Source organism: Limimaricola hongkongensis DSM 17492 (genome assembly GCF_000600975.2).
GTDB lineage: Bacteria > Pseudomonadota > Alphaproteobacteria > Rhodobacterales > Rhodobacteraceae > Limimaricola > Limimaricola hongkongensis.
Genome location: NZ_KK088648.1, coordinates 86,882 through 111,284 on the forward strand (window position 1 = coordinate 86,882; position 24,403 = coordinate 111,284).

General features: G+C 69.6%; 20 protein-coding genes and 1 pseudogene. 15 read left to right on the plus strand and 6 right to left on the minus strand.

The genetic code is table 11. The features are described 5' to 3' along the window. Window positions 1-94 precede the first annotated feature (94 nt). Entirely contained in the window at window positions 95-1,174 is a 1,080-nt protein-coding gene (gene recA / locus LOKHON_RS01275) for a recombinase RecA (protein WP_026147574.1), read from the minus strand. A gap of 175 nt (window positions 1,175-1,349) precedes the next feature. Between recA and LOKHON_RS01280 the strand changes: the two genes are divergently transcribed. Further along, window positions 1,350-1,946 (plus strand): hypothetical protein, encoded by a 597-nt coding sequence (locus tag LOKHON_RS01280; RefSeq protein WP_017929371.1) that lies wholly within the window; start codon window positions 1,350-1,352, stop codon window positions 1,944-1,946. A 6-nt stretch (window positions 1,947-1,952) separates the two neighbouring features. On the opposite strand, the gene LOKHON_RS01285 is transcribed toward LOKHON_RS01280, so the two are convergent. Next, on the minus strand, window positions 1,953-4,469 hold the full coding sequence (locus tag LOKHON_RS01285; protein WP_017929372.1) for a cation:proton antiporter: 2,517 nt from the start codon (window positions 4,467-4,469) through the stop codon (window positions 1,953-1,955). 209 nt (window positions 4,470-4,678) lie between these two features. Between LOKHON_RS01285 and LOKHON_RS01290 the strand changes: the two genes are divergently transcribed. The 5 genes from LOKHON_RS01290 to LOKHON_RS01310 all read left to right on the plus strand — a co-directional run bounded on the left by LOKHON_RS01290 (window position 4,679) and on the right by LOKHON_RS01310 (window position 9,965). Continuing rightward, a complete protein-coding gene (locus LOKHON_RS01290) occupies window positions 4,679-5,632 on the plus strand; it encodes a TAXI family TRAP transporter solute-binding subunit (protein ID WP_017929373.1) in 954 nt (317 codons plus the stop codon). A gap of 113 nt (window positions 5,633-5,745) precedes the next feature. Further along, complete coding sequence (locus tag LOKHON_RS01295; protein WP_017929374.1) at window positions 5,746-7,839, plus strand: TRAP transporter permease; 2,094 nt, start codon at window positions 5,746-5,748, stop codon at window positions 7,837-7,839. After that, entirely contained in the window at window positions 7,836-8,189 is a 354-nt protein-coding gene (locus tag LOKHON_RS01300) for a DUF1850 domain-containing protein (RefSeq protein ID WP_026147576.1), read from the plus strand. The genes LOKHON_RS01295 and LOKHON_RS01300 overlap by 4 nt, the downstream gene beginning before the upstream one ends. A gap of 344 nt (window positions 8,190-8,533) precedes the next feature. Next, complete coding sequence (locus tag LOKHON_RS01305; protein ID WP_017929377.1) at window positions 8,534-9,013, plus strand: lytic transglycosylase domain-containing protein; 480 nt, start codon at window positions 8,534-8,536, stop codon at window positions 9,011-9,013. 4 nt (window positions 9,014-9,017) lie between these two features. After that, a complete protein-coding gene (locus LOKHON_RS01310; RefSeq protein ID WP_017929378.1) occupies window positions 9,018-9,965 on the plus strand; it encodes a glutaminase in 948 nt (315 codons plus the stop codon). 53 nt (window positions 9,966-10,018) lie between these two features. Here the strand turns inward: LOKHON_RS01310 and ndk are convergent, their stop codons facing one another. Then, on the minus strand, window positions 10,019-10,441 hold the full coding sequence (gene ndk, locus LOKHON_RS01315; RefSeq protein WP_017929379.1) for a nucleoside-diphosphate kinase: 423 nt from the start codon (window positions 10,439-10,441) through the stop codon (window positions 10,019-10,021). A gap of 292 nt (window positions 10,442-10,733) precedes the next feature. Here ndk and LOKHON_RS01320 point away from each other — a divergent pair, with 292 nt between their 5' ends. The 3 genes from LOKHON_RS01320 to LOKHON_RS01330 all read left to right on the plus strand — a co-directional run bounded on the left by LOKHON_RS01320 (window position 10,734) and on the right by LOKHON_RS01330 (window position 13,997). Further along, window positions 10,734-12,581 (plus strand): ABC-F family ATP-binding cassette domain-containing protein, encoded by a 1,848-nt coding sequence (locus tag LOKHON_RS01320; protein ID WP_017929380.1) that lies wholly within the window; start codon window positions 10,734-10,736, stop codon window positions 12,579-12,581. A gap of 176 nt (window positions 12,582-12,757) precedes the next feature. Next, window positions 12,758-13,402, plus strand: a complete 645-nt coding sequence (locus tag LOKHON_RS01325) for a MarC family protein (protein ID WP_017929381.1) — start codon at window positions 12,758-12,760, stop codon at window positions 13,400-13,402. A gap of 16 nt (window positions 13,403-13,418) precedes the next feature. Beyond that, window positions 13,419-13,997: a retropepsin-like aspartic protease family protein gene (locus LOKHON_RS01330; protein ID WP_026147578.1), complete on the plus strand. Its 579-nt coding sequence runs from the start codon at window positions 13,419-13,421 to the stop codon at window positions 13,995-13,997. Window positions 13,998-14,048: 51 nt separating this feature from the next. Here the strand turns inward: LOKHON_RS01330 and LOKHON_RS01335 are convergent, their stop codons facing one another. Both LOKHON_RS01335 and LOKHON_RS01340 read right to left on the minus strand, forming a co-directional pair. Then, window positions 14,049-14,510 (minus strand): DNA polymerase III subunit chi, encoded by a 462-nt coding sequence (locus LOKHON_RS01335; RefSeq protein ID WP_017929383.1) that lies wholly within the window; start codon window positions 14,508-14,510, stop codon window positions 14,049-14,051. A gap of 4 nt (window positions 14,511-14,514) precedes the next feature. Beyond that, window positions 14,515-15,990, minus strand: a complete 1,476-nt coding sequence (locus tag LOKHON_RS01340; RefSeq protein ID WP_017929384.1) for a leucyl aminopeptidase — start codon at window positions 15,988-15,990, stop codon at window positions 14,515-14,517. 171 nt (window positions 15,991-16,161) lie between these two features. Here LOKHON_RS01340 and lptF point away from each other — a divergent pair, with 171 nt between their 5' ends. The 6 genes and pseudogenes from lptF to rsmA all read left to right on the plus strand — a co-directional run bounded on the left by lptF (window position 16,162) and on the right by rsmA (window position 23,589). Next, on the plus strand, window positions 16,162-17,262 hold the full coding sequence (gene lptF, locus LOKHON_RS01345; protein WP_017929385.1) for an LPS export ABC transporter permease LptF: 1,101 nt from the start codon (window positions 16,162-16,164) through the stop codon (window positions 17,260-17,262). Then, window positions 17,259-18,347, plus strand: a complete 1,089-nt coding sequence (lptG, locus tag LOKHON_RS01350) for an LPS export ABC transporter permease LptG (RefSeq protein ID WP_017929386.1) — start codon at window positions 17,259-17,261, stop codon at window positions 18,345-18,347. The genes lptF and lptG overlap by 4 nt, the downstream gene beginning before the upstream one ends. After that, window positions 18,344-20,461 carry an LPS-assembly protein LptD gene (locus tag LOKHON_RS01355; protein ID WP_017929387.1) on the plus strand — a complete coding sequence of 706 codons (2,118 nt, stop codon included), beginning with the start codon at window positions 18,344-18,346 and terminating at the stop codon, window positions 20,459-20,461. The genes lptG and LOKHON_RS01355 overlap by 4 nt, the downstream gene beginning before the upstream one ends. A 311-nt stretch (window positions 20,462-20,772) precedes the next feature. Beyond that, window positions 20,773-21,240: pseudogene (locus LOKHON_RS16405) on the plus strand (peptidylprolyl isomerase); the annotation flags it as partial. 462 nt (window positions 21,241-21,702) lie between these two features. Then, complete coding sequence (pdxA, locus tag LOKHON_RS01365) at window positions 21,703-22,674, plus strand: 4-hydroxythreonine-4-phosphate dehydrogenase PdxA (RefSeq protein WP_017929389.1); 972 nt, start codon at window positions 21,703-21,705, stop codon at window positions 22,672-22,674. 69 nt (window positions 22,675-22,743) lie between these two features. Continuing rightward, complete coding sequence (gene rsmA, locus LOKHON_RS01370) at window positions 22,744-23,589, plus strand: 16S rRNA (adenine(1518)-N(6)/adenine(1519)-N(6))-dimethyltransferase RsmA (protein WP_017929390.1); 846 nt, start codon at window positions 22,744-22,746, stop codon at window positions 23,587-23,589. Window positions 23,590-23,647: 58 nt separating this feature from the next. Here the strand turns inward: rsmA and LOKHON_RS01375 are convergent, their stop codons facing one another. Further along, window positions 23,648-24,283, minus strand: a complete 636-nt coding sequence (locus LOKHON_RS01375) for a DUF4167 domain-containing protein (protein ID WP_017929391.1) — start codon at window positions 24,281-24,283, stop codon at window positions 23,648-23,650. Window positions 24,284-24,403: the final 120 nt, after the last annotated feature.

Sequence of the window (24,403 nt, forward strand, 5' to 3'; positions counted from 1 at the left end):
CGGCGCGTAAAGTCCCGTGCGCGAAGGGGCCGGAACGCGAAAGGGCCGGGGCGCGCGATGGCCCCGGCCCTCCGGCTTGCCTGGCGGCGATGGTTCAGCCGTCGACGAGGCTGTCGTCGCTGCCGCCGTCATCGTCGGACATCAGGAATTCGAGCCCGTGCGCGGCGCGGATCTTGTCCTCGATCTCGGAGGCGACCTCCTTGTTCTCCTTCAGGAAGGTCTTGGCGTTCTCGCGCCCCTGCCCGATCCGCTGGTCGCCATAGGAAAACCACGAGCCCGACTTGTCCACGACGCCGGCCTTGACGCCGAGATCGAGCAACTCGCCGGTCTTGGAGATGCCTTCGCCATACATGATGTCGAATTCGACCTGCTTGAACGGCGGCGCGACCTTGTTCTTGACCACCTTCACGCGAGTCGAGTTGCCGACCACCTCGTCGCGATCCTTGATCGCGCCGATGCGGCGGATGTCGAGCCGCACGGAGGCGTAGAATTTCAGCGCGTTGCCGCCGGTCGTGGTTTCGGGCGAGCCGAACATGACGCCGATCTTCATCCGGATCTGGTTGATGAAGACGACCATGCAGTTGGAACGCGAAATCGAACCGGTGAGCTTGCGCATCGCCTGGCTCATCAGCCGGGCATGCACGCCGACCGAGCTGTCGCCCATGTCGCCCTCAAGCTCGCTCTTGGGGGTCAGCGCCGCGACCGAATCGACCACCACCATGCTGACCGCGCCCGAGCGCACCAGCGTGTCGACGATCTCGAGCGCCTGCTCGCCGGTGTCGGGCTGCGAGATCAGCAGCTCGTCGAGATTCACGCCGACCTTCTTGGCGTATTGCGGATCGAGCGCGTGTTCCGCGTCGACGAAGGCGCAGACGCCGCCCTTTTTCTGTTCCTCGGCCACAGCGTGCAGCGTCAGCGTCGTCTTGCCCGAGCTTTCGGGGCCGTAGATCTCGATGATCCGGCCTTTCGGCAGGCCGCCGATGCCCAGCGCGATGTCGAGCCCGAGCGACCCGGTCGAGGTCGCCTCGATGTCCGGGAAGGCGTTTTCGCCCCCCAGCTTCATGATGGAGCCCTTGCCGAACTGCCGTTCGATCTGGGCCAGGGCGCTGTCGAGCGCCTTCTGCCGGTCTGCCGTGCGCTTGTCGCTCATCTGGAGAAGATCTGCCATTGCCATTGTCCGCAATCCTTATCCCACACCCGCCACATGGCGGCAATCATTGCGTCGTTCACGTCTTGTTCACTCATGCAGATATGGGACCATAAGAGGAACATTGCAAGCGAAACCTGCCCCCAGTTTCCCTCGGAAGCGGTTAATGTAAGGTTAGCGCGATCACGTCACGGAGAGCTTCATGCTGGTATTCTGGAAAGAACGCCTGATCCTTCTGGCGGTGCCCAAGACGGGCACCACGGCGCTCGAGGGAACGCTCGCGCCGCGCGCGCAATTCGTGCTGCGCGACCCGCCGCAGATCAAGCATGCGCCGCTTTACCGCGCCCGCCGCTTCGTGCTGCCGCTGATCGAGGCGGCGGGTGGTACGAGGTTCGAAACGGTCGCCGCGGTGCGCGAGCCGGTCGACTGGCTCGGCAGCTGGTGGCGCTACCGGCAGCGCGCCGATCTCGCGGGGCACGAGAATTCCACCCGCGGCGTGGCCTTCGAGGATTTCGTCGACCAGTACGCGCGCGGCAAGCCTGCTCCCTATGCCGCCGTCGGCAGCCAGGCGCGGTTCGTCGGCTGCGGCGAAGGCAGCATCGGCGTCGATCATCTGTTCCGCTACGAGGCGATGGATCGGCTCGTGGGCTTTCTCGAAGAGCGTCTCGCCATGTCGATCGACCTGCCCCGGCTCAACGTCTCGCCCGAGCATCCGATGCCGTTGCCCGATCATGTCGCCTCCAAGCTGCGGCGCAAGCGCGAGGCCGAGTTCTCGGTCTGGGAGGCGGCGCGGAGCTAGGCCGGGTCAGGCCGCGGGCTTGCCGCCCAGCGCGGCGGCGCGTTCGGGATCCATGCCGCGCTTGAGCGCGCTGTCGCGCACCGCTTCGCGCACCGCCGGGCTGCGCCGCATCAGCCGCAGGAACCGCGCCTCGTCCAGCTCCAGCAGCACCCCGTGGCTGAGCGCCCGGACCTCGGCCCGCTTACGCCTGGGGCTCAAGAGCGCGAGCTGGCCGAACATCTCCCCCCGGCCAAGCCGGACGGTCTGCCCGGCGGTTTCGATCTCCACCGCGCCGGAGGCGATGAAGCTGACCGACCGCGCCGGGGCATCGCGGCCCTGCAGCACCTCGCCCGCGGCGACGAAGCGCGTCACCAGCGCCTTGGACAGCCTCTGGCGCACGCCTGCGTCGAGATCGGAGAACAGTGGGAACTGCTGCACCAGCACCGCCTTTTGCACCGCGAGGTCGAGCTTGGGGCGCGCCTCGGCTTCGCTGCGCCGGGTCTCGATCTGCGCCAGCAGGGTCGCGTGCAGCTCCGGCCCGATCAACCCGTCCTCGCGCAGCGCGGCGTATTCGCGTTCCTCGATCCGAAGCGCGGTGCGGCGGATGAAGCGTCGCTCCAGTTCCTCGGCATAGCCCGGATATTGCAACCTGAGCCCGTCGAGCGCCTGCGCCACCTGTTCGGCCCGCCTGCCGATCAGGTCGTGCAGAAGCTCCGCCACGCGCCGCCCATGGATGCGCCTGATGCGGCTGTCGATGAACCCGTCGAGATCGCGCAGCACGAGCCCTTGGGTCAAAAGCAGCTCGAACCGGTCGGCAGTGAGCCGCGCAAGCGGCCCCGACACATGCAGCCGGTTGTGCAGGAAGGCGGCAAAGCGTGTCCGCCCGCCCTGCCCGATGCTGGCGCGCGCCGCCCGCCTGTAGCCCATGCGTCCGCCGGTGCGGGTCGTCTCGATCAGCCGGTCGGCCTCGGCCAGCGCCTGTTCGGCCTGCCGGTTGGAGATCGCCCGATCCCGGAACAATTGAAGAACATGGTCGCGTTCCGCCCCGGCCAGCGCGATCAGCCCGAGCGTGATCCGGTCGCTGTCGGAGATCGCCTCGCCCTCTTCGGCGCGGGCCACGGCATCGTCGAGCCGGGCGGCAAAGCTCTTGGCCTCCGAGCGCACCGTCTCCCGCGTGAGCCCGTAATTCTCGGCCGCCTCGGCCACCGCTTCGCGCACGCTTTGCAGCGCCACGGCGACCACCTGCCGCGCCAGCGCCGCGTCGAGCGGCGACAGCTTCTCCAGTCCCAGCCACTTGATCAGCGGGCGCAGCGTGACACCCTGCACGATCAGCGTGAACAGCGTGAAACCGGTGGCGATGATGCCGGTGAGACGGCGCACATCCTCGGGCACCCGCAGGCTTTCGGTCACCGCCAGCGCCAGCGCCAGCGTGATCGCCCCGCGCAGGCCGCCCCACAGGATCGCGGCGCGGTAGGGCCGCTCCACCGGCGGCGACAGCCCGGCCAGGCTCAGTAGCGGCAGCAACCCCCACAGGATCGCGGCGCGCGCGCCCAGCGCGGCCAGCGTGACGACCGCCACGAGCGCGAAATCGACCGGCCGCGCCCCGTCGAGCAGCCGCGGGATCAAGAGCGCGGCGAGCAGGAAGATGAAGGCCCCCGCCCAATGCGCCAGCAGGTCCCAGACCTCGCGCATGTTGGTCCATGACAGCGGCGACAGCCGCCCCGGCGCCGCGAGGTTGAGCGTCAGCCCCGCGCCCACCACGGCAATGACGCCGGAGGCGCCGACCAGCCGCTCGGCGGCGATATAGGCAAGATAGGGCAAGGCGACCGAGATCGAGACCTGCGCCAGGGCGAACCGCTCCAGCCAGCTCATCAGCCGCACCCCCGCCTGCGCCATCACCCAGCCGGTCAGCCCGCCCGCCCCCAGAAGCCACGGGAACTGCGCCAGCGCCGGACCCAGTTCGGGGTTCGGCACGCCGCGCATCACGAAACCCATGAACAGGCCGAACAGCGCGATCGCGGCGGCGTCGTTCAAAAGGCTTTCACCTTCGATGATCCGGCTCAGGCGGCGCGGCGCGGCGAGGTTGCGAAAGATCGAGACCACGGCAGAGGGGTCCGTGGTCGAGACGATCGCCCCGATCAGCAGGCAGGCCATCAGCGGCAGCACCCCCGTCAGGTAGAGCGCGCCGCCCACCGTGAAGGTCGCCACCACCACCGCCACCACCGCCAGCGTCAGGATCGGCACCCAGTCGTCGATCATCCGCCGCAGGTTCACCCCCAGCGTCACCTGGAAGAGCAGCGTCGGCAGGAACACGTAGAGAAACACGTTCGAACGGATCGGCAGGTTCAGGATCGCCTCCGCCACCGGGTTGAGCGCATCGGTCAGCTGGGTGTTGAGAAAGAAGGTCGCGCCGAGACCCGCCAGCACGCCGAAGCCCGCGAGGATCACGTTGAACGGCAATCGCAGCCGCGCGGCGAGCGGCTCCCCCAGCCCGATCAGCAGGAAAAAGGCGGCAAGGATGGCGGTGGCGATGATGATATCCATGCGACTGCGATACAGCCTTGGCGCGGCGCGGGAAATGGCCCGCGCGCGCGATGGGCGGCAGCGCGCTGTCGGGCCCGGCCTCCTTGGCGCGCGGCGGTGGCACGTGGCGGTCTGGAAACATGACCAACGCGCTTGCCAGACCCTGCCCCCTCATGCAGTCTCTGCCCCAGCGAGGCGGCCGGAGGGGGCCGCCGCACAGGGAGAACCGCATGACCATCACCACCATTCTCAAGGGCGCCGTGGCCGCAACGGCGCTCGTGACCGCACCGCTGGCCGCCAACGCGCAGGAGTTCATCAACATCCTGACGGGGGGCACCTCGGGCGTCTATTACCCGCTCGGCGTCGGGCTTTCCAACATCTACGGCGAGAACATCGAGGGCGCGCGCACGCAGGTGCAGTCGACCAAGGCCAGCGTCGAGAACATGAACCTTTTGCAGGACGGGCGCGGCGAGCTGGCCTTCGCGCTGGGCGACACGGTGGCGATGGCGTGGGAGGGCAACGCCGATGCGGGCTTCACCGCACCGCTCGACCAGATCCGCGGCATCGCCGCGATCTATCCCAACTTCATCCAGATCGTCGCCTCGGCCGAGAGCGGCATCACCAGCTTCGAGGAGCTCAAGGGCAAGGGGCTGTCGGTCGGCGCGCCCGCTTCCGGCACCGAGCTCAACGCCCGCGCCATCTTCGGCGCGATGGGAATGAGCTATGACGATCTGGGCAAGACCGAGTACCTGCCCTTCGCGGAATCGGTCGAGCTGATCAAGAACCGCCAGCTCGACGGCACGCTGCAATCGGCCGGTCTCGGCGTGGCCTCGATCCGCGATCTCGCCGCCGCGCTCGACATCAACGTCGTGGCGATCCCCGAGGAAACCGCCGAAAGCCTCGGCGCGCCCTATATCGCCGCCACCATTCCCGCGGGCACCTATGACGGCCAGGCCGAGGATGTGCCCACCGTCGCGGTGTCGAATTTTCTCGTGACCCATGCCGGCGTGTCGGACGATCTCGCCTACGAGATGACCAGGCTGCTCTACGAGAACCTCGACTCGCTCGAGGCCAACCACATGGCCGCCGCCGACATCAAGATGGAGAACGCGCTGAACGGCATGCCGATCCCGCTGCATCCGGGCGCGGAGCGTTTCTACCGCGAGCAGGGCATGATCGACTGATCGACTGACCTTTCGCCGGGGCGCGCTTTGGCGCCCCCGGCCCGATCCAGATCGCGCCCCGCCATCCCGCCCGGATGACGGGGCGTTTCGCACCAGACCGAAGGCATTCCCCCATGACCGCGCAATCCGACCCGCTCAAGGAGATCCCCGCCGAGGCGGGCGGTCCCGATCACCACATATCCTCCTTTCCGCCGGGCACGACCGGGCGGATGCTGTTCTGGATCGCGGTCGCCTTCTCGACCTTCCAGATCGTCACCGCCGCCCATCTCGTCGATCTGCCGAGCCAGGTGACGCGGGCGCTGCATGTCGGCTTTTTGATGCTGATGACCTTCCCGCTGGTGGCCGCCGCGCGCGGGCGCGGGCCGGGGCTCAAGGCGGTTGCCTGGGCCTTCGCGCTCGCGGGCGTCGCGGTCGCGCTTTACCAGTGGTGGCAATACGAACCGCTGATCCTGCGCGCGGGACGGCCGCTCACCATGGATCTCGCGATCGGGGTGATCGCGCTTCTGACCGTGTTCGGCGCGGCGCTGGCGCTGATGGGCCCGGCGCTGCCGATCATTTCGGGGCTGTTTCTCGCCTATACGCTGTTCGGCCAGCACCTGCCGCCGCCGCTCATCCATCGCGGCTATGATTTCGAGCAGGTGATCGACCACATGGCGTTCGGCACCGAGGGCATCTACGGCATCCCGGTCTATGTCTCCTCGACCTATATCTTCCTGTTCATCCTGTTCGGCGCCTTTCTCGAAAAGGCCGGGATGATCCGGCTGTTCACCGATGTCGCGCTCGGCCTGTTCGGCCATCGTCAGGGCGGCGCGGCCAAGGTCGCCGTGGTCTCCTCCGGCCTGATGGGCACGATCTCCGGCTCCGGCGTCGCCAATGTCGTCACCACCGGCCAGTTCACCATCCCGCTGATGAAGCGCTTCGGCTACCGCGCGGCCTTCGCGGGCGGGGTCGAGAGCACCGCCTCGATGGGCGGGCAGATCATGCCGCCGGTGATGGGCGCCGTCGCCTTCATCATGGCCGAGACGCTGGGCGTCGATTACGTCGAGGTGGTCAAGGCCGCGATCGTGCCCGCGCTGCTCTATTTTCTTTCCGCCTTCTGGATGGTGCATCTCGAAGCGGGCCGGCACGGCCTGCGCGGCCTGACACGGGCCGAGCTGCCCTCGGCCATGGCGGCGATCCGCGAAAACTGGATGCTGATCGTGCCCTTGGGCATCCTGATCTACCTGCTGTTCGCGGGCTACACGCCGCTTTTCGCGGGCACCGTCGGCCTCGGGCTCACCGTTCTGCTGATCCTTGGCGGCTCGATCGCTCTGGGCCTGCCCAGCGCGGCGCTGCGTTCGATCGTCTGGGTCGGGCTCGGCCTCGTCGCCGCCGCCTTCCTGCAATGGGGGATCGAGGTGCTGGTGGTGGCGATCGTCGCGCTGATCGCGGCCTGCGCCGCCTTCAGGGGCGGGCGCGAGACGCTCTTGCTGTGCCGCGACAGCCTCGCCGACGGCGCGCGCACCGCGCTGCCCGTGGGCGTCGCCTGCGCTCTAGTGGGCGTGATCATCGGCGCGATGACCCTGACGGGCGCGGCCAACACCTTTGGCCAGTTCATCGTCGCGGTCGGCCAGAACAACCTGTTCCTGAGCCTCGTGCTGACGATGATCACCTGCCTGCTTCTGGGCATGGGCATCCCGACCATCCCCAACTACATCATCACCTCCTCGATCGCGGGCCCGGCGCTTCTGGAGCTGGGCGTGCCGCTGATCGTCAGCCACATGTTCGTGTTCTATTTCGGCATCCTCGCCGATCTCACGCCGCCCGTGGCGCTGGCCTGCTTCGCCGCCGCCCCGATCGCGCGCGAGAGCGGGCTGAAGATCTCGATCGAGGCGATCAAGGTCGCGGCGGCGGGCTTCGTCATTCCCTTCATGGCGGTCTATTCCCCGGCGCTGATGCTGCAGGCGGGCGGGCCTCTGGCCGAGGCGATCGGCTACTGGCCCGCCGTGGCGTGGATCATCACCAAGTCGCTGCTGTCCATCGGTCTTTGGGGCGCGGCGGTGATCGGCTGGGTCGGACGCCCCCTGCCCGCATGGCTGCGGGTGCTGGCGATGATCGCGGCCTTCACGCTGGTCGCGGCTTGGCCGATCACCGACTGGATCGGGCTCGGGCTGGCGCTTCTCGTGGCGCTGCTGATCCGGTGGCGTCCCGCGACGGCCGCCGCATGAGCGCCTGCCTGATGATCGGCGGCGTGGCGCTCGGCCTCGCCGCCGGAACGTTCGAGCTCGAATGGACCCATTCGGTCGAAAAGATCGGCTGGCGCGAAAGCTGGCGCGTCGAAGACGGCGCGCTGCATCTCGACGAGGCCCGCGTGCGCGGCTCCGGCGCGGGGATGGAGCCCGGCCCGGAGGCGCGCCTGCAGAACGGCTGGTGGGTCTGGGCGCCCGGCCTTTCCATCCCCGCGCTCGACCTCGCGGCCTCGGGCGCGACCGGCGCGGGATGGCGGCTCTGCGCGGATGGCAACTGTCGCGAAATAGGTACAGATCCGGGCAAGGCGATCCACCTCACGCCCTGTTGAGGGACCCGTGCCGGCGTGTCCCCGTTGGATTGGCGGAAGGTCGCCCATGACCTGCCGCTTTTTTGCCCGGCCGCTGTCGCCATGCGCGTGCAGCCTTGAAGAATCGCAACCGCCGGAGTGAAGCAGCGTCGCATGAGGCGGCCAGAACGAAGGCCGCAGACAAGGAACGCGACATGCCGAACACCATCCCGTCCAAAGACGCCCCCGCCAAGCCGCGCAAGGGTCAGCAGCCCCCCGCCAAGCCGCTGTTCCGGGACTTTGCGGCGATCTGAGGCGCGACCCTTTCGCGGCGCGGCGCGGCGGGCTAGAACGGATCGGATCGCGTTCTCCAACGGAGCCTTCCGATGACCTATAGTCGCCGCGCCGCTCTTGGCCTCGGCCTTGCCGCGCTTGCCGCCTGCGGCCGCGGACCGTCCGGCAGGACGCCCGCCATCCCCGATCTCTATCCGAACGAGACCCCGCAGATCAGGCGGCTCATCAACAAGCATGCCGACGCCTACAAGGTGCCGCGCGATCTCGTGCACCGGGTGGTGCAGCGCGAAAGCTCCTACCGGCCCGGCGCCCGCAACGGCCCCTATTACGGGCTGATGCAGATCCTGCCCGAAACCGCCCGCACCATGGGCCATCGCGGCCCGGCCTCCGAGCTTCTCGATGCCGACACCAATTTGCGCTACGCGGTCAAATACCTGCGCGGCGCGTGGATCGTGTCGAACGGCAACCGCGACAAGGCGGTGCAATGGTACGCGCGTGGCTACTACTACGAGGCGCGCAACCGCTGCCTGCTGGTCGAGACCGGCCTGCGCGACAGCGAAGTGAAGTGCTGAGCCCGTGACCGTCACCGACCCCAGGCGCCTGCGCGAGATCGTCGACGAGATCTGCGACCGCATGGCCGCCGAGACCGATCGCGGCCATGTCGCCGATTACATCCCCGAGCTGGCGCATGTCGATCCGCGCCGCTTCGCGCTGGTGCTGTCCACCGCCGAGGGCAACGTGATCGCCGGCGGCGATGCCGACACCCGGTTCTCGATCCAGTCGATCTCCAAGGTCTTCGCGCTCGCCGTGGCGCTGGGCCGGATCGGCGATCAGCTCTGGAGCCGCGTGGGCCGCGAGCCTTCGGGCGATCCGTTCAACTCCATCGTCCAGCTCGAACACGAGCGCGGCATTCCGCGCAACCCGTTCATCAACGCAGGCGCCATCGCGGTGACCGACGCGATCCTGTCGCGGTCCGAGCCGCGCGAGGCGCTGGGCCAGATCCTGCAATTCGTGCGCTTTCTGGCCGATGACGACGACATCGCCATCGATCCGGCGGTCGCGAAATCGGAAACCGAAACCGGCTGGCGCAACGCCGCACTGGCCAATTTCATGCGCGACTTCGGCACGATCCAGCGCCACCCCGAAAAGGTGATCGGCACCTATTTCCACCACTGCGCCATTTCCATGACGCCGCGCCAGCTGGCGCAGGCGGGGCGCTTTCTCGCCTTTGACGGCGCGCTCAGCCCCGGCGGCGCGCGCGCCATCGCGCCGCGCATGGCGCGCCAGATCAACGCGTTGATGCTGACCTGCGGGCATTACGACGGCTCGGGCGAATTCGCCTTCCGCGTCGGCCTGCCGGGCAAGAGCGGCGTCGGCGGCGGCATTCTCGCGGTGGCGCCGGGCCGGGCCGCGATCGGCTGCTGGTCGCCGGGGCTCAACGCGGTGGGCAATTCGCATCTCGCCTCGATCGCGCTGGAGATGCTGGCCGATCGCACCGGCTGGTCGGTCTTCGCCCCGAAATGAAAAAGGCCCGCGCTTTCGCGCGGGCCTTTCCTCGAAAGCTCGAATGAGCGGCTTCAGCCGACCAGTTCGAGGCCCGAGAAGAAGAAGGCGATCTCTTCCTTGGCGGTGTCCGGCGCGTCCGAGCCGTGCACCGAGTTCTCGCCGACGCTTTCGGCGAACTCGGCGCGGATGGTGCCGGGGGCGGCGTCGGCGGGGTTGGTCGCGCCCATGACTTCGCGGTTCTTGGCGATCGCGCCTTCACCTTCGAGCACCTGCACGACGACCGGGCCGGAGGCCATGAATTCGGTCAGTTCGCCGAAGAAGGGACGCTCGGCATGCACGGCATAGAACTTGCCGGCCTGGTCCTGGGTCAGCTGGATCCGCTTCTGCGCGACGATGCGCAGGCCGGCATCCTCGAACTTGGCGTTGATTTTGCCGGTCAGGTTGCGCTTGGTGGCGTCGGGCTTGATGATCGAGAGCGTGCGTTCGGTGGCCATGATGTCCCTCATTTGAACGGGTTGCAGCAGGGGGTGCGAAGATGCGCCCCCGGTCGCCGCGCGCCCTAGCACGCGGGGCACGGGCTGAAAAGACGCTCGATGCGCTCCAAGGCTCCGGCGGCGCACCCGGCCCGGCCCGTTGCGCCTTGCGTATTTGAGGAATGGTGAAAGGATGGGCGCGCCCCTGTTTCACCATTCTCCAAATACGCATGGCGACCGGTTGCCGCCGCCGCGACGGCGCCCGAACGCCTCCGGCGTTGACGCGCGGCCCGGCTTCGGGCAAGGCGCTGCCATGTTGCGCATCACAGACATCTCATATTCCGTCGAGGGCCGACCGCTTCTCGAACACACCTCCGCCGTGATCCCGGCCGGCCACAAGGTCGGCGTGGTCGGTCGAAACGGCACCGGCAAGACCACGCTGTTCAAGCTGATCCGCGGCGAGCTGACGCTCGACACCGGCGAGATCGAGCTGCCGCGCGGCGCCCGCATCGGCGGCGTGGCGCAGGAGGTGCCGGGCAACGAGGTCTCTCTCATCGACACCGTGCTCGCCGCCGACACGGAGCGCGCGAGCCTGATGGCCGAGGAATCGACCGACCCCGCCCGCATCGCCGAGATCCAGACCCGCCTGACCGACATCGACGCCTGGTCCGCCGAGGCGCGCGCCGCGACGATCCTCAAGGGGCTCGGTTTCACCCATGAAGAGCAGCTCATGCCCTGCTCCGCCTTTTCGGGTGGCTGGCGGATGCGCGTGGCGCTCGCCGCGGTGCTGTTCTCCGAGCCCGACCTCTTGCTGCTCGACGAGCCGACCAACTATCTCGACCTCGAAGGCGCGCTCTGGCTCGAAAACTACCTCGTGCGATACCCGCACACCGTGCTGATCGTCTCCCACGACCGCGAGCTTCTGAACCGCTCGGTGGGCGGCATCCTGCATCTGGAGAACCGCCAGCTCACCTACTGGACCGGCGGCTACGACCAGTTCGCCAAGGCCCGCGCCGCGCAGCGCGCCGTGCAGGTGGCGGCGGCCAAGAAGCAGGACGCGCAGCGCGCCCACCTGCAAAGCTTCGTCGACCGTTTCAAGGCCAAGGCGTCCAAGGCCAAGCAGGCCCAGAGCCGGGTGAAGATGCTCGAAAAGATGGAGACGATCCGCGTGCCCGAGGACGCGGCGCGCACCGTCTTCACCTTCCCCGAGCCCGAGGAGCTGTCGCCCCCCATCATCGCGACCGAGGGCGTCAGCGTCGGCTATGACGGCCGCGCGGTGCTCTCGAAACTTGACCTGCGCATCGATCAGGACGACCGCATCGCGCTTCTGGGCCGCAACGGCGAAGGCAAATCGACCCTGTCGAAGCTGCTTTCGGACCGGCTCGCGCCGATGGGCGGCAACATCATCCGCTCCAACAAGCTGCGCATCGGCTTTTTCGCCCAGCACCAGGTCGACGAGCTGCGCGTCGAGGAGACGCCGCTGCAGCACATCCAGCGCGCCCTGCCCGACATCGCCCCGCCCAAGCTGCGCGCCAAGCTCGCGGGCTTCGGCCTTGGCGCGGCGCAGGCCGACACCGAGGTGGGCCGTCTCTCGGGCGGGCAGAAGGCGCGGCTGTCGCTGCTGCTCGCGACGCTCGACGCGCCGCATCTGCTGATCCTCGACGAGCCGACCAACCACCTCGACATCGAGAGCCGCGAGGCGCTGGTCGAGGCGCTGACCGCCTATTCGGGCGCGGTGATCCTCGTCAGCCACGACATGCATCTTCTGTCGATGGTCGCCGACCGGCTCTGGCTGGTGAAGGACGGGCGCGTCACCGCTTACGACGAAGACCTTCCGACCTATCGCAAGATGCTGCTCTCGGGCGACAAGCCCGCCGAAAAGCCGAAAGCGGAAAAGCCCAAGCTCGAGAAACCCTCGCGCGAGGCGGTCCTCGCGCTCAAATCCGAGGCCCGCAAGGCCGAGGAGCGGGTCAACAAGATCAACGACATGCGCGACAAGCTCGCCAAGAAGCTCGCCGACCCGGCGCTCTACGAGGATGGCCGCAAGGGCGAGCTGGAGACGTGGAACAAGAAATACGCCGAAGTCATGGAGGCGCTCGGCCGGGCCGAGGCGCTGTGGATGGCGGCGCTCGAAAAGCTGGAGGCCGCGCAGGCGGCCTGACCGAGTTCGGGGGCGCGAGCCCCCGGGCCTGCGGCCCTCCCCCGGCGTATTTTGAGAACAAAGTCACGAGCGGCGCCGCGTCACCCTCGGCGCGGCCTTGCTCCACCGGCCGTCACCCGGCACGCTGCGACAGGAATGCGGGTCCGGCCCGCCGACAGGCCCAAGGACCGCCTCCCGTGATCGAAATCGCTACCCTCGTCACCGCCTTCACCACGCTGTTCGTGATCGTCGATCCGATCGGTCTCGCGCCGCTTTACGTCGCGATGACGGCGGGGATGACGCCGGCGCAGCGGCGCGGCGTGGCGTTCCGGGCGCTGTCGACCTCGGCGGTGCTGATGCTGCTGTTCCTGATCCTCGGCGACGCGGTGCTGCGCTTTGTCGGCATCTCCGTCCCGGCCTTCCGCATCGCGGGGGGCGTGCTGCTGTTTCTCACGGCGCTCGACATGCTGTTCGAGCGGCGTCAGGCGCGCCGCCGCGACAACGCCGAAGAGGGCAGCGAGCCCGATCACGACCCGTCGATCTTTCCGCTGGCGCTGCCGCTGATCGTCGGGCCCGGCGCGATCACCACGCTGATCCTGCTCACCGCCGAGGCCACTGGCCCGCTCGGCTATGCCGCGATCTACGGCGTGGCGCTGGCGGTGCTGGCGACCGTCTGGATCGCCTTTGCGCTGGCCGATCCGCTGGCGCGGGTGCTGGGGGCGGTCGGGCTCAACGTGGTGACGCGGGTGCTGGGCATGCTGCTGGCGGCGCTGGCGGTGCAGTTCATCATCGACGGCCTGCACGGGTCGGGCTTCGGCCTGCCTTTTCCCGGCGCCGATTGACCCCATATTGATGGGCATGAGCCCCGACAACCTTGCCAGCCTCGCCTATCTCGGACTTCTCGGCGCCGCCATCGCCGGGTGGTTTCTCGTGCAGAACCGCGACCGCCTCGGGCAGGTCGCGCAGCAGGCCGCGGTCTGGACGCTGATCTTCATCGGCGCCATCGCCGCCGCGGGGCTGTGGTCCGATATCCGCGACGAGGCGGTGCCGCGCCAGACCATGATCGGCGCCGAAGGCATCGAGGTGCCGCAGGCCCGCGACGGGCATTACTATCTCACGCTCGCGATCAACGGCGTCCCGGTCGATTTCGTGGTCGACACCGGCGCCACCGACATGGTGCTGGGCCGCGAGGATGCGCGCCGCGCCGGGATCGACCCGGAAACGCTCGACTATTTCGGCTCGGCCACCACCGCCAACGGCACCGTGCGCACCGCGCGGGTGACGCTCGACAGCGTGGCGCTTGGCGGGATCGAGGACGAAAACATCACCGCCGTCGTCACCGATGGCGACCTCGCGGGCTCACTGCTTGGCATGGGCTACCTGCGCCTGTTCGGCCGGCTCGAAATCGAAAACGGCACGCTGGTCCTGACGCGCTGAGCCGGGCCACTTCGTTCCGAAAATACGCAAACCCGACGCAGGCCGCGCGCGCTAGCCTTCGGCCTTCTTGGTCCAGCGTCCGTTTTCCTGCGCCCAGTACTGCGCCGAACACCCCGCCTTGGTAAGCCGCTTCCACTGCTCCCGCGCCGCCTGCACCGCCTCCTGATCGAATCCGTCGAACAGGATGCAGACCCGCTCGGCGCCGCGCACCTCGTCGGGCGCGGCCTGCGCCCCGTCGAGACAGATCACGCAAGGCAGGCCCGGCGCGGCCTCGCCTTCGACGGTGAGCAGGATCGGCTGCGCCGCGTCCTGCGCCCCCCCCGCGCGGCCATGCGGCAGAAAGCTTTCGGGCGACCCCATGCGCCACAGATCGGTGTCGAGCCGGTCCATGGCGCGGGCGGCGCGGCCCCGGATCTCCACCCGCCAGCCCTGCTTGCCCGCGAGCTTGAGCAGCTGCGGCAACAGCTCCTCGGCGGGGCCGTCGGTCAGGTGGTAGAAAAAGGCCGCGCCCATGACATCAGCCCTCGTAGCGGTCGGCCACGAGCCGGTTGAGCGCCATCACCCCCCAGCCGGTCGCACCCTTGGGTCCGAGCGCCCAGTCGGATTTCAGCGACGCGGTGCCCGCGATGTCGAGATGGATCCAGGGCGTGCCGTCCTGCACGAAGCGCTTGAGAAACTGCGCCGCGGTGATCGAGCCGCCCTCGCGCCCGGTGCCGACGTTGCGCATGTCGGCCACGCGGCTCTTGAGCACCTTGTCATAGGCCTCGCCCATCGGCAGGCGCCACGCGCCTTCGCCCTCGGTCTGCGCCGCCGCCAGAAGCGCCTCGGCAAAGCCGTCCTCGTTGGAAAAGACGCCGGTGTTCTCGTGGCCCAGCGCCACGATGATCGCGCCGGTCAACGTCGCGAGATCGATCATGCCCGAGGGCTTGAACCGCTCCTGCGCGTACCACATCACGTCGGCCAGAACGAGCCGCCCCTCGGCGTCGGTGTTGATCACCTCGATCGTGTCGCCCTTCATGGAGCGCACCACGTCGCCCGGACGCGTCGCGTTGCCCGAGGGCATGTTCTCCACGAGACCGACGAGCCCGACCACGTTGGCCTTGGCCCGGCGCAGTGCCAGCGCGCGCATGGTGCCCGCGACGGTGCCCGCGCCGCCCATGTCCATGGTCATGTCCTCCATGCCCGCGGCGGGCTTGAGAGAGATGCCGCCGGTGTCGAACACCACGCCCTTGCCCACGAGCGCCAGGGGCGGCTCGTCGCCGCCGCCCTCCCAGCGCATCACGACGACCTTCGACGGGCTGTCCGAGCCCTGGCCCACGGCCAGCAGCGCGCCCATGCCGAGACGGGCAAGCTCGTCCTCCTCGAGGATCTCGACCTCGAGCCCCAGCTCCTGCATCGCCGCGAGACGGGCGGCGAAATCGTCGGTGGTCAGCACGTTGGCGGGCTCGTTCACCAGATCGCGGGTGAAGGCCACGCCTTCGGCGATCGCGGCCATCGGCCCGGCGGCACGGGCCAGCGCCTCCGATTCGTCGGACATGATCCGCACCTGCCCATCGGGCGCCTCGGTCGCGTCGGGCTTTTGATGCGCGTCGAAGCGGTAGGCCCGCAACGCAACGCCCAGCGCCACCTCGTCGGCATGGCGCAGCTCCGAGGCGAGGATCGTCAGCTCGCCGCGCCCGGCGGCGGCGGCGATGGCGCCGCCCATGCGCCGCATTGCCAGGCGGTCGGCCTCGGCATCGTGCCGGACCACGAGCACGGCCTCGGCGGCCAGCCCGGCGGGCACGGCGATCTCGATCACCTCGCCGGTCTTGGCCCGGCCCCAGCGCGCGCCCGATGCCAGCCGCGACAGCGCCCCGCCGGTGCGCTCGTCGAGACCGCGGGCCACCGCGCTTTCGGGGCCGTCCGGCCCGACGAAGACCGCGATGCGGCCCGGCGTGGCGAACAGCGTGTCGGCGTCGTGGGGAAGGAAATCGATGCGGGGGGTGCGGGACATGCCGGCTCCTTGGGGATCGTGGGGTTTGGCGGCGGAGCCTAGCGACGAGCCGCGGCAATGACCAGATCGCGGTTCAACCCGCCCGCCGCCTCGGCTAGGATGCGCACAGGCAGGCGGCCACCTCGGCGGCCAGAGACGGACGAGGGACCGGTGGCGCGATTCGACAGGTACATGCTGTCGCAGCTGATGATGCTGTTCGGCTTTTTCGCGCTGGTGCTGGTGCTGGTCTACTGGGTCAACAGCGCGGTGCAGCTGTTCGACCAGCTCGTGGCCGACGGGCAGAACCTGTCGGTGTTTCTCGAACTCACCATGCTGACCCTGCCCTCGTTGATCCGGCTGGTGGTGCCGATCTCGGGCTTTGCCGCTGCACTCTACGTCACCAACCGCCTCACCTCGGACAGCGAGCTGACGGTGGTGCAGGCCATGGGCTATTCGCCGTTCCGGCTGGCGCGGCCCGTGCTGCTGTTCGGGCTTCTGTCGGGGCTCTTGACCGGCGCGCTCACGGTGGTGATCAACCCGCTCGCCAATGCCCGTCTCGCCGAGCGGCAATCCGAGATCGCCCGATCCGCCACCGCGCGGCTGTTGCAGGAGGGCGAATTCCTGTCGCCGATCTCGGGCATCACCCTTTATATCCGCGAGATCACCCCCGAAGGCGAGCTGCGCGATCTCATGATCTCCGACAGCCGCGATCCGCAGGAGACCGTCACCTACACCGCCGCCAGCGCCTATCTGGTCGAAACCGCGACCGCGCCGCAGCTGGTGATGATCGACGGCCTGGTGCAGGTGCTGCGGCCCGACGCGGCGCGGCTGTCGACCACCCGTTTCGAGGATTTCGCCTATGATCTCGAACCGCTGACCCGCGCCTCCGACAGCGGCCGGCTGCGGGTGCGCGAGGTGCCCACATGGGATCTCTTGCGCCCGACGCCCGAGCTGCTCACCGCGACCGAGCGCAGCCCCGAGCAGCTCGCCGCCGAGGCGCATGAACGGATCGCGGGCGCCGTGCTGGCGGCGGCGGCGCCGCTGATCGGCTTTGCGACGCTGCTGATCGGCGGGTTCTCGCGGTTCGGCGTCTGGCGCCAGATCCTTGCCGCGATCGGGCTGATCATCATCGTGCAATCGCTGGAATCGGTGGCCGCGACGATCCTGCGCGGCGCGCCGGGGCAATGGCCGGTGACCTACCTGCCCGGCGTCACCGGCTTTGCCATCGCCACGATCGAGCTGGCGCTCGCGGGACGCCCGCGCAGGCGGCTGCGCCGGAGGTATCCCGCATGATCCTGCACCGCTATTTCGCCCGCCGCTTCGTGATGGCGTTTCTCGGCACGCTGGGCGTGTTCTTCGTGATGCTCGGGCTGATCGACTTCGTCGAAAAGGCCCGCCGCTACGGCGATGCCGCCGGGCTTGGCGAGCTGCTGGCGCTGACGCTGCTCAGCGTGCCCGCCGATCTCTACGAGATCCTGCCGCTGATCGTGATCATCTCGGGCATCGCGCTGTTTCTCGGTCTCGCCCGCTCCTCCGAGCTGGTGGTGACCCGCGCCGCCGGGCGTTCCGCGCTGTCGGCGCTGCTCGCGCCGGTCGTCATGACGCTGCTTCTGGGGCTCGCGGCGGTGGCGCTGATCAACCCGCTGGTCGCCGCCACCAGCCGCGCCTACGAGGCCCGCACCGACAGCCTGCGCGGCGAGGAACGCGTGGTCAGCCTGTCGGAGGACGGGCTGTGGCTGCGTCAGGGCGATGGCGAGGCGCAGACCGTGATCCGCGCGCGCGCCAGCAATCTCGACGGCACGGTGCTGCACGACGCCACCTTCCTGAGCTATGACAATGGCGGGCTGCCGCGCCAGCGCGTCGAGGCCAGCCTCGCCGAGCTTCAGGACGGCCACTGGCTGCTGCGCGGGGTCAAGCGCTGGCCGCTTCTGGCCGACAACCCCGAAACCGCCGCCGAGCGGATGCCGCAGATGACGCTGTCCTCCTCGCTCACCGCCAACCAGATCCGCGACAGTTTCGGCGATCCGGCGACGATCTCGGTGTGGAAGCTGCCGGGCTTCATCGAACGGCTGAAGGCGGCGGGCTTTGCCGCGCGCCGTCATCAGGTGTTCCTGCAGACCGAGCTGGCGCAGCCCGCCTTCCTGACCGCGATGCTGCTGATCGGCGCGGGCTTCACCATGCGCCACCAGCGCGGCGGCCGGGTCGGCGTCATGGTGCTGGGCGCGATCCTGCTGAGCTTCGGGGTGTATTTCCTGCGCAACTTCGCGCAGATCCTCGGGGAAAACGGCCAGATCCCGCCCTTCATGGCGGCCTGGGCGCCCCCTCTCGCGGCGATCCTGTCGTCGCTCGGCCTGCTTCTACACCTGGAGGATGGATGATCCGTCGCCTGATCACGGCCCTGGTCGGGCTCGCGCCCGCCTTCGCACCCCTGCCCGCCGCGGCCCAGGGCCTCGCGCAGCTCGTGGCCGACAGCGTCACCGTCACCGCGGATGAGACGCTCGTGGCGCGCGGCAATGTCGAGGCCTTCTACGACGGCACCCGGCTCTCCGCCGCCGCCATCGCCTATGACCGGGCCGCCGACCGGCTCAACGTCACCGGGCCGATCCTGATCACCACCCCCGAGGGCGAGGTCTTCACCGCCCGCGCCGCCGAGCTCAGCCCGCAGCTCGAGGCCGGGCTGCTGCGCGGCGCGCGGCTGGTGCTCGACCGGCAGCTGCAGCTTGCCGCCCACCGGATCGACCGCACCGGCGACGGGATCACCGCGCTCACCCGCACCGCCGCCACCTCCTGCCGGGTCTGCGGCGGCGGCCCGCCCTTGTGGGAAATCCGCGCCGCCCGCGTCGTGCATGACGAAGAGGCGCGCCAGCTCTATTTCGACGATGCCAGCTTTCACATCCGCGGCGTGCCGGTGATGTGGCTGCCGCGGATGCGGCTGCCCGACCCGACGCTGGAACGCGCCTCGGGGCTTCTGGTGCCACAGCTGTTTTCCTCGGACACGCTCGGGTTCGGGGTGCAGCTACCTTACTTCGTGCGGCTCGGCGGGCGCCGCGACCTGACCGTGACGCCGTGGATCGCCACCGGCGCGCGCAATCTCGAACTGCGCTACCGGCAGGCGTTCCGCAACGGCTGGACCGAGATCGAGACCCATCTGAGCGAGGACGACAACCGCGCCGGGCCGCGCTACGCGCTGCTGGCCGAGGGCGCCTTTGCGCTGCCGCGCGACATCCGGCTCGAATTCGACATCGAGGCGGTCTCCGACGATGCCTTCCTGCTCGATTACGACCTGTCGGACCAGGACCGGCTCGACAGCAGCCTGCGCGCCTACCGGTTTCGGGATGACGGCTACGCTCTGGCCGAGATCACCTATTTCGAAAGCCTGCGCGAAGCCGAGGCCAGCGCCTCGCTGCCGCCGCTCGTGGCCCGGCTCGAACGCGAAAAGGTGCTGACGCCCGGCATCGGCGGACGCCTGACGCTGCGGGCCGATGCGGATGCGCTGTGGCGCGACGGCACCGGCGCCGAGGCGTCCCGCGACGTCGCCCGCATCGGTCTCTCGGCGGATTGGCACGGCGCCGGGCTGGTCGGGCCGGGCCTGCTCGTCGATACCGCGCTGCGGGTCGGCGCGGATGGCTATGCCGTCTCGGACGACCCGGCGCAGGACACGGCGCAGACGCGCCTGTCGCAGGCCGCGGGCGTCACGCTGCGCTGGCCGCTCTTGCGCCGCGAAGGCCCGGCCAGCGGCGCGACCCAGATCGTCGAGCCGGTGGCGAGCCTTGCCTATGCCGGGGTGCAGGGCGACACGGTGCCCAACGAGGACAGCAAGCTGATCGAGTTCGACGCCACGACGCTGCACGCGCTCGACCGGCTGCCGGGCGAGGATCTCGTCGAGGAAGGTCTCAGCGCCGGGCTCGGGCTGCGCTGGAGCCGGATCGACAGCGCGGGCCGGACCCTGTCGCTGCAGGGCGGGCGGCTGTTTCGCGACCGGGTCCAGCCGGAGCTGTTCGACAATTCGGACCTGTCGCAGCGCCGCTCCGACTGGCTCGTCTCCAGCAGCCTCGATTTCGGCACCGGCGCCGGGGTGGAACTGACCGCCAGCTTCGACGACGCGCTCGACATCTCGGGGGCCGAGGCGCGCGTGGCGCTGGAACAGGCGCAGTTCGATCTGAGCGCCGCCTATCTGTGGCTGGAGCCGGACGTGGCCGAGGGCTTCGACGAACGCATCACCGAAACCGCGCTCGACACCACGCTCCGCTTCGGGCCGCGCTGGAGCCTTTCGGCGCAGGCCCGCTACGACATCGCCGCCGAAGCCCCCGTGCGCGCCGAGTTCGGCGTCGGCTGGCGCAACGAATGCGTCACGGTGGACCTTTCCGCATCGCGCCGCTACACCGACACGCAGGACGTGGACCCCTCCACGAGCTTTGGCCTGTCGGTCAACCTGAGCGGGTTTTCCGCGGGCCGGCCGGCTGTCGCGGCCGCCGGGCGCTGCGAGGGGTGATGCGGACGGATCGGACGAGGATGGGAGCCGGGATGCGGGCTTTGGATTTCGTGAAGGCGGCGGTGATCGCCACCGCCCTCGCCGCGCCGATGGGCGCCGCGGCACAGGGGCTTTTTGCCCCCGCGATCACGGTGAACGGCGCCGCCGTCACCAATTACGAGCTGGACCAACGCGCCAGGCTGCTCGCCGCGTTCAACACGCCCGGCGACACCGCCGCCGAGGCGCGCCGCCAGCTGGTCGAGGAAAAACTCAAGCTTCAGGAGCTTGACCGCGCCGGCATGCAGCTCACCGACGAAGGGCTCGAAACCGCGATGGCCGAATTCGCGCAGCGCGCCGATCTGTCGCTCGACGCCTTCGTCGCGCAGCTCGCGGGTCAGGGCATCGCGCGCGAAACGCTGCGCGATTTCGTGAAGGTCAACGCCTCGTGGCGCGACTATGTCCGCCGCCGCTACGGCAGCGGCGTCGAAATCTCCGACGCCGAGATCGACGCCGAGCTGGCCAAGACCGGCGGCCCGGACGCGGTCGAGCTGCTGCTGTCGGAGATCATCATCCCCGCGCCGCCGCCGCGCGCCGCCGCCGCACAGGCCCGCGCCGAACAGATTTCCCGTCTGCGCTCCACCGCCGCCTTCGAGGCGCAGGCCCGCGAGGTGTCGGCCCTGCCGACCCGCGAACAGGGCGGCCGGCTCGACTGGCTGCCGCTGAGCAACTATCCCGCCGGGCTGCGCGGCCTGCTGCTGTCGCTGGAGCCGGGCGAGGTGACGCCGCCGATCCCGATCCGCAACGGCGTGGCGCTGTTCCAGCTGCGCGACATCCGCGAGGCGCCGCAGGCCCCCGCCGCAGATCGCCGAGATCGACTATGCCCAGTTCGCCATCCCCGGCGCGGGCACCGCCGAGGCGCTGGCCGAGGCGCGCCGCGTCGCCGGGCTGACCGACACCTGCGACGATCTCTACGGCGTGGCGAAGGACCTGCCCGAGGAGCGGCTGGTGCGGCGCAGCGTGGCGCCCTCGGCGCTGCCGCGCGATCTCGGGCTCGAACTGGCGCGGCTCGACCGCAACGAGGCGGCGTGGAACCTGAGCGAGGATGGCACGCTGTTCTTCACCATGCTGTGTTCGCGCACCCCGGTCGCGGCGCAGGGCGCCGATCGCGACGCGGTGCGCAACCAGCTCGTCGGCCAGAAACTTTCGGCCCGCGCCGACATCCTGCTCGCCGAGCTGGAGGCGCAGGCCCGCATCGTGCCGCAATGACCCCGATCGCGATCTCCTGCGGCGAGCCCGCGGGCATCGGCCCGGAGATCGCGGCCCGCGCCTGGGAAAGGCTGCGCGGTGAGATCCCGCTGCTGTGGCTCGGCGATCCGCGCCATTTGCCCGACGCGGTGCCGTGGCAGGCGGTGGACGACGCGGCGCAGGCCGCTCCTGTGTCGGCCACGGCCCTGCCCGTGCTCGCGCGCGATTTCGGGCCGCCCGCCGTGCCCGGCGCGCCCGACCCGGCCCATGCCCAGGGCGTGATCGACGCGATCCGCGACGGCGTCGACCTCGTGCGCTCCGGCGCCTGCGCGGCCCTGTGCACCGCGCCGATCCACAAGGCGGCGCTGATCGACGGCGCGAGTTTCGCCCATCCCGGCCATACCGAATACCTCGCCGCGCTCGCGGGCACGGACGAGGTCGTGATGATGCTCGCCTGCGAAGCGCTGCGCGTCGTACCGACGACCATCCACGTGCCGCTCGCGCAGGTGCCCGCGCGGTTGACGCCCGACCTGTTGGAGCGCACGATCCGCATCACCCGCGACGCGCTGATCCGCGATTTCGGCGTGGCCGCGCCACGGCTCGCCATCGCCGGTCTCAACCCGCATGCGGGCGAGGACGGCAAGATGGGCGGTGAGGAAATCGCCATGATCACGCCGCTTCTCGACCGGCTGCGGGGCGAGGGGTTCGACCTTGCGGGGCCGATGTCGGCCGACACCATGTTCCATGCGGCGGCGCGCGCCACCTATGACGCGGCGATCTGCATGTATCACGACCAGGCGCTGATCCCGATCAAGACCATCGATTTCTCGGGCGGCGTCAACGTCACGCTCGGCCTGCCCTTCATCCGCACCTCGCCCGATCACGGCACCGCCTTCGGCATCGCCGGAAAGGGGCTCGCCGATCCGTCATCGATGATCGCGGCGATCCGCATGGCGGCGGATATGGCGCAGGCGCGCGGGCCGCGCTAGACGGGCGGCACGGCGGGCCCCGAGCGGCGCGCCATGCGTATTTTTGGAATGGTGAAACAGGAGCGCGTCATGGCCGCCATCGACGATCTGCCCCCGCTGCGCGAGGTGATCGAAACCCACGGCCTGCGCGCCAAGAAGACACTGGGACAGAATTTCCTTCTGGATCTCAACCTCACCGCGCGGATCGCGCGGGCGGCGGGCGATCTTCAAGGGTCGGACATCCTCGAAATCGGGCCCGGTCCCGGCGGGCTGACGCGCGGGCTTCTGGCCGAGGGCGCGCGCCGCGTGCTCGCGATCGAAAAGGACGGGCGCTGCATGCCGGCGCTGGCCGAGATCGCGGCGCATTACCCCGGACGGCTGCAGGTGATCGAGGGCGACGCGCTCGAGGTCGACCCGCTGGCCCATCTGACGCCGCCGATCCGGGTGGCGGCGAACCTGCCCTACAATGTCGGCACCGAGCTTCTGGTGCGCTGGCTCACGCCCAAAGACTGGCCGCCCTTCTGGGAAAGCCTGACGCTGATGTTCCAGCGCGAGGTGGCCGAGCGGATCGTCGCGACGCCCGGCTCCAAGGCCTATGGGCGTCTCGCCATCCTCGCCCAGTGGCGGGCGAATGCGCGCATCGTGCTCGACCTGCCGCCGCAGGCCTTCGTGCCCGCACCCAAGGTGTCCTCGGCGGTGGTGCATCTCACCGCCCTGCCCGAGCCGCGCTTCCCGGCCGATCCGGCCGTGCTCTCGCGTGTCGTGGCGGCGGGCTTCAACCAGCGGCGCAAGATGCTGCGCGCCTCGCTCAAGGGCGTGGCGCCGGGGATCGAGGATCACCTCGCCGCCGCCGGCATCGCGCCGACCGAGCGGGCCGAACGGGTCGGGCTCGAAGCGTGGTGCGCGCTGGCCCGGTCGGTCGCCGCGGCACGCTGACGAAAAAGGCGGCACCCGCAGAGGGCGCCGCCTTTTTTCTTCGACGTCGACGGAGCGCCTACTCGGCGGCTTCGGCCGAGTCGCTTTCCGTCTTGGCCGGGGCCTTGGGCTTGCGGGCGCGCGGCGCGGGCTTCTCCCCATCGGGCGTGTCGCGCTTCACGCGCGGCTTGCGCGCGCGCTTGGGCTTTTCGGCCTCGGCGGCCTGCGGCTCCTGAGCGGGGATCTCGCGCCCGGTTTCGCGGGTTTCGGGCGTCTCGACGATATCGGCGGCGCTGTCTTCGCGGCGCGGCTCGCGCGCGGGCTCGGGGGCTTGCTGGGTCTGCTGCGCCTCTTCCTGCGCCCGCAGCCGGGCGGCGCGTTCGCGGTCACGCTCGGCCTGGCGGTCGCGCTCGGCCTGCCGCTCGCGGTTCTGCGCCTCGGCCTCCTCGCGCTTGGCCTCGATCTCCTTTTGCGCCTCGGCCAGCATTCTCAGGTAATGCTCGGCATGCTGGGCAAAGTTCTCGGCGGCGACGCGGTCGCCCGACAGCTGCGCGTCGCGGTGCAGCTGGGTGTATTTCTCGATGATCTGCTGCGGCGTGCCGCGCACCTTCCCGTCCGGGCCCGAACTGTCGAACACGCGGTTGACGATGTTGCCACCCGAGGGACGGTTGTTGCGGTTCTTGTTGCCGCGCGAGCGTGACTTCGATGATCTCATGTGATTCTTCGGTTCCGGCCTGGCTCAGGCGTTGCGCTTGTGCCCCGGTCTGCGCGCGCGATGCGCGCTGCTGCGACGTCGGGGCCTGCGATGATCTGGCAGCGTGTCGGGGCTTGAAGG

Bases quoted from the DNA above. Each gene is read 5' to 3' on its own strand.
- LOKHON_RS01305 (WP_017929377.1), top strand. From the start codon at position 8,534: ATGACCTATAGTCGCCGCGCCGCTCTTGGCCTCGGCCTTGCCGCGCTT.
- LOKHON_RS01330 (WP_026147578.1), top strand. From the start codon at position 13,419: ATGAGCCCCGACAACCTTGCCAGCCTCGCCTATCTCGGACTTCTCGGC.
- LOKHON_RS01280 (WP_017929371.1), top strand. From the start codon at position 1,350: ATGCTGGTATTCTGGAAAGAACGCCTGATCCTTCTGGCGGTGCCCAAG.
- LOKHON_RS01295 (WP_017929374.1), top strand. From the start codon at position 5,746: ATGACCGCGCAATCCGACCCGCTCAAGGAGATCCCCGCCGAGGCGGGC.
- rsmA (WP_017929390.1), top strand. From the start codon at position 22,744: ATGGCCGCCATCGACGATCTGCCCCCGCTGCGCGAGGTGATCGAAACC.
- LOKHON_RS01300 (WP_026147576.1), top strand. From the start codon at position 7,836: ATGAGCGCCTGCCTGATGATCGGCGGCGTGGCGCTCGGCCTCGCCGCC.
- LOKHON_RS01320 (WP_017929380.1), top strand. From the start codon at position 10,734: ATGTTGCGCATCACAGACATCTCATATTCCGTCGAGGGCCGACCGCTT.
- LOKHON_RS01340 (WP_017929384.1), bottom strand. From the start codon at position 15,990: ATGTCCCGCACCCCCCGCATCGATTTCCTTCCCCACGACGCCGACACG.
- LOKHON_RS01290 (WP_017929373.1), top strand. From the start codon at position 4,679: ATGACCATCACCACCATTCTCAAGGGCGCCGTGGCCGCAACGGCGCTC.
- LOKHON_RS01285 (WP_017929372.1), bottom strand. From the start codon at position 4,469: ATGGATATCATCATCGCCACCGCCATCCTTGCCGCCTTTTTCCTGCTG.
- recA (WP_026147574.1), bottom strand. From the start codon at position 1,174: ATGGCAATGGCAGATCTTCTCCAGATGAGCGACAAGCGCACGGCAGAC.
- lptF (WP_017929385.1), top strand. From the start codon at position 16,162: ATGCTGTCGCAGCTGATGATGCTGTTCGGCTTTTTCGCGCTGGTGCTG.
- LOKHON_RS01335 (WP_017929383.1), bottom strand. From the start codon at position 14,510: ATGGGCGCGGCCTTTTTCTACCACCTGACCGACGGCCCCGCCGAGGAG.
- lptG (WP_017929386.1), top strand. From the start codon at position 17,259: ATGATCCTGCACCGCTATTTCGCCCGCCGCTTCGTGATGGCGTTTCTC.
- ndk (WP_017929379.1), bottom strand. From the start codon at position 10,441: ATGGCCACCGAACGCACGCTCTCGATCATCAAGCCCGACGCCACCAAG.
- LOKHON_RS01375 (WP_017929391.1), bottom strand. From the start codon at position 24,283: ATGAGATCATCGAAGTCACGCTCGCGCGGCAACAAGAACCGCAACAAC.
- pdxA (WP_017929389.1), top strand. From the start codon at position 21,703: ATGACCCCGATCGCGATCTCCTGCGGCGAGCCCGCGGGCATCGGCCCG.
- LOKHON_RS01355 (WP_017929387.1), top strand. From the start codon at position 18,344: ATGATCCGTCGCCTGATCACGGCCCTGGTCGGGCTCGCGCCCGCCTTC.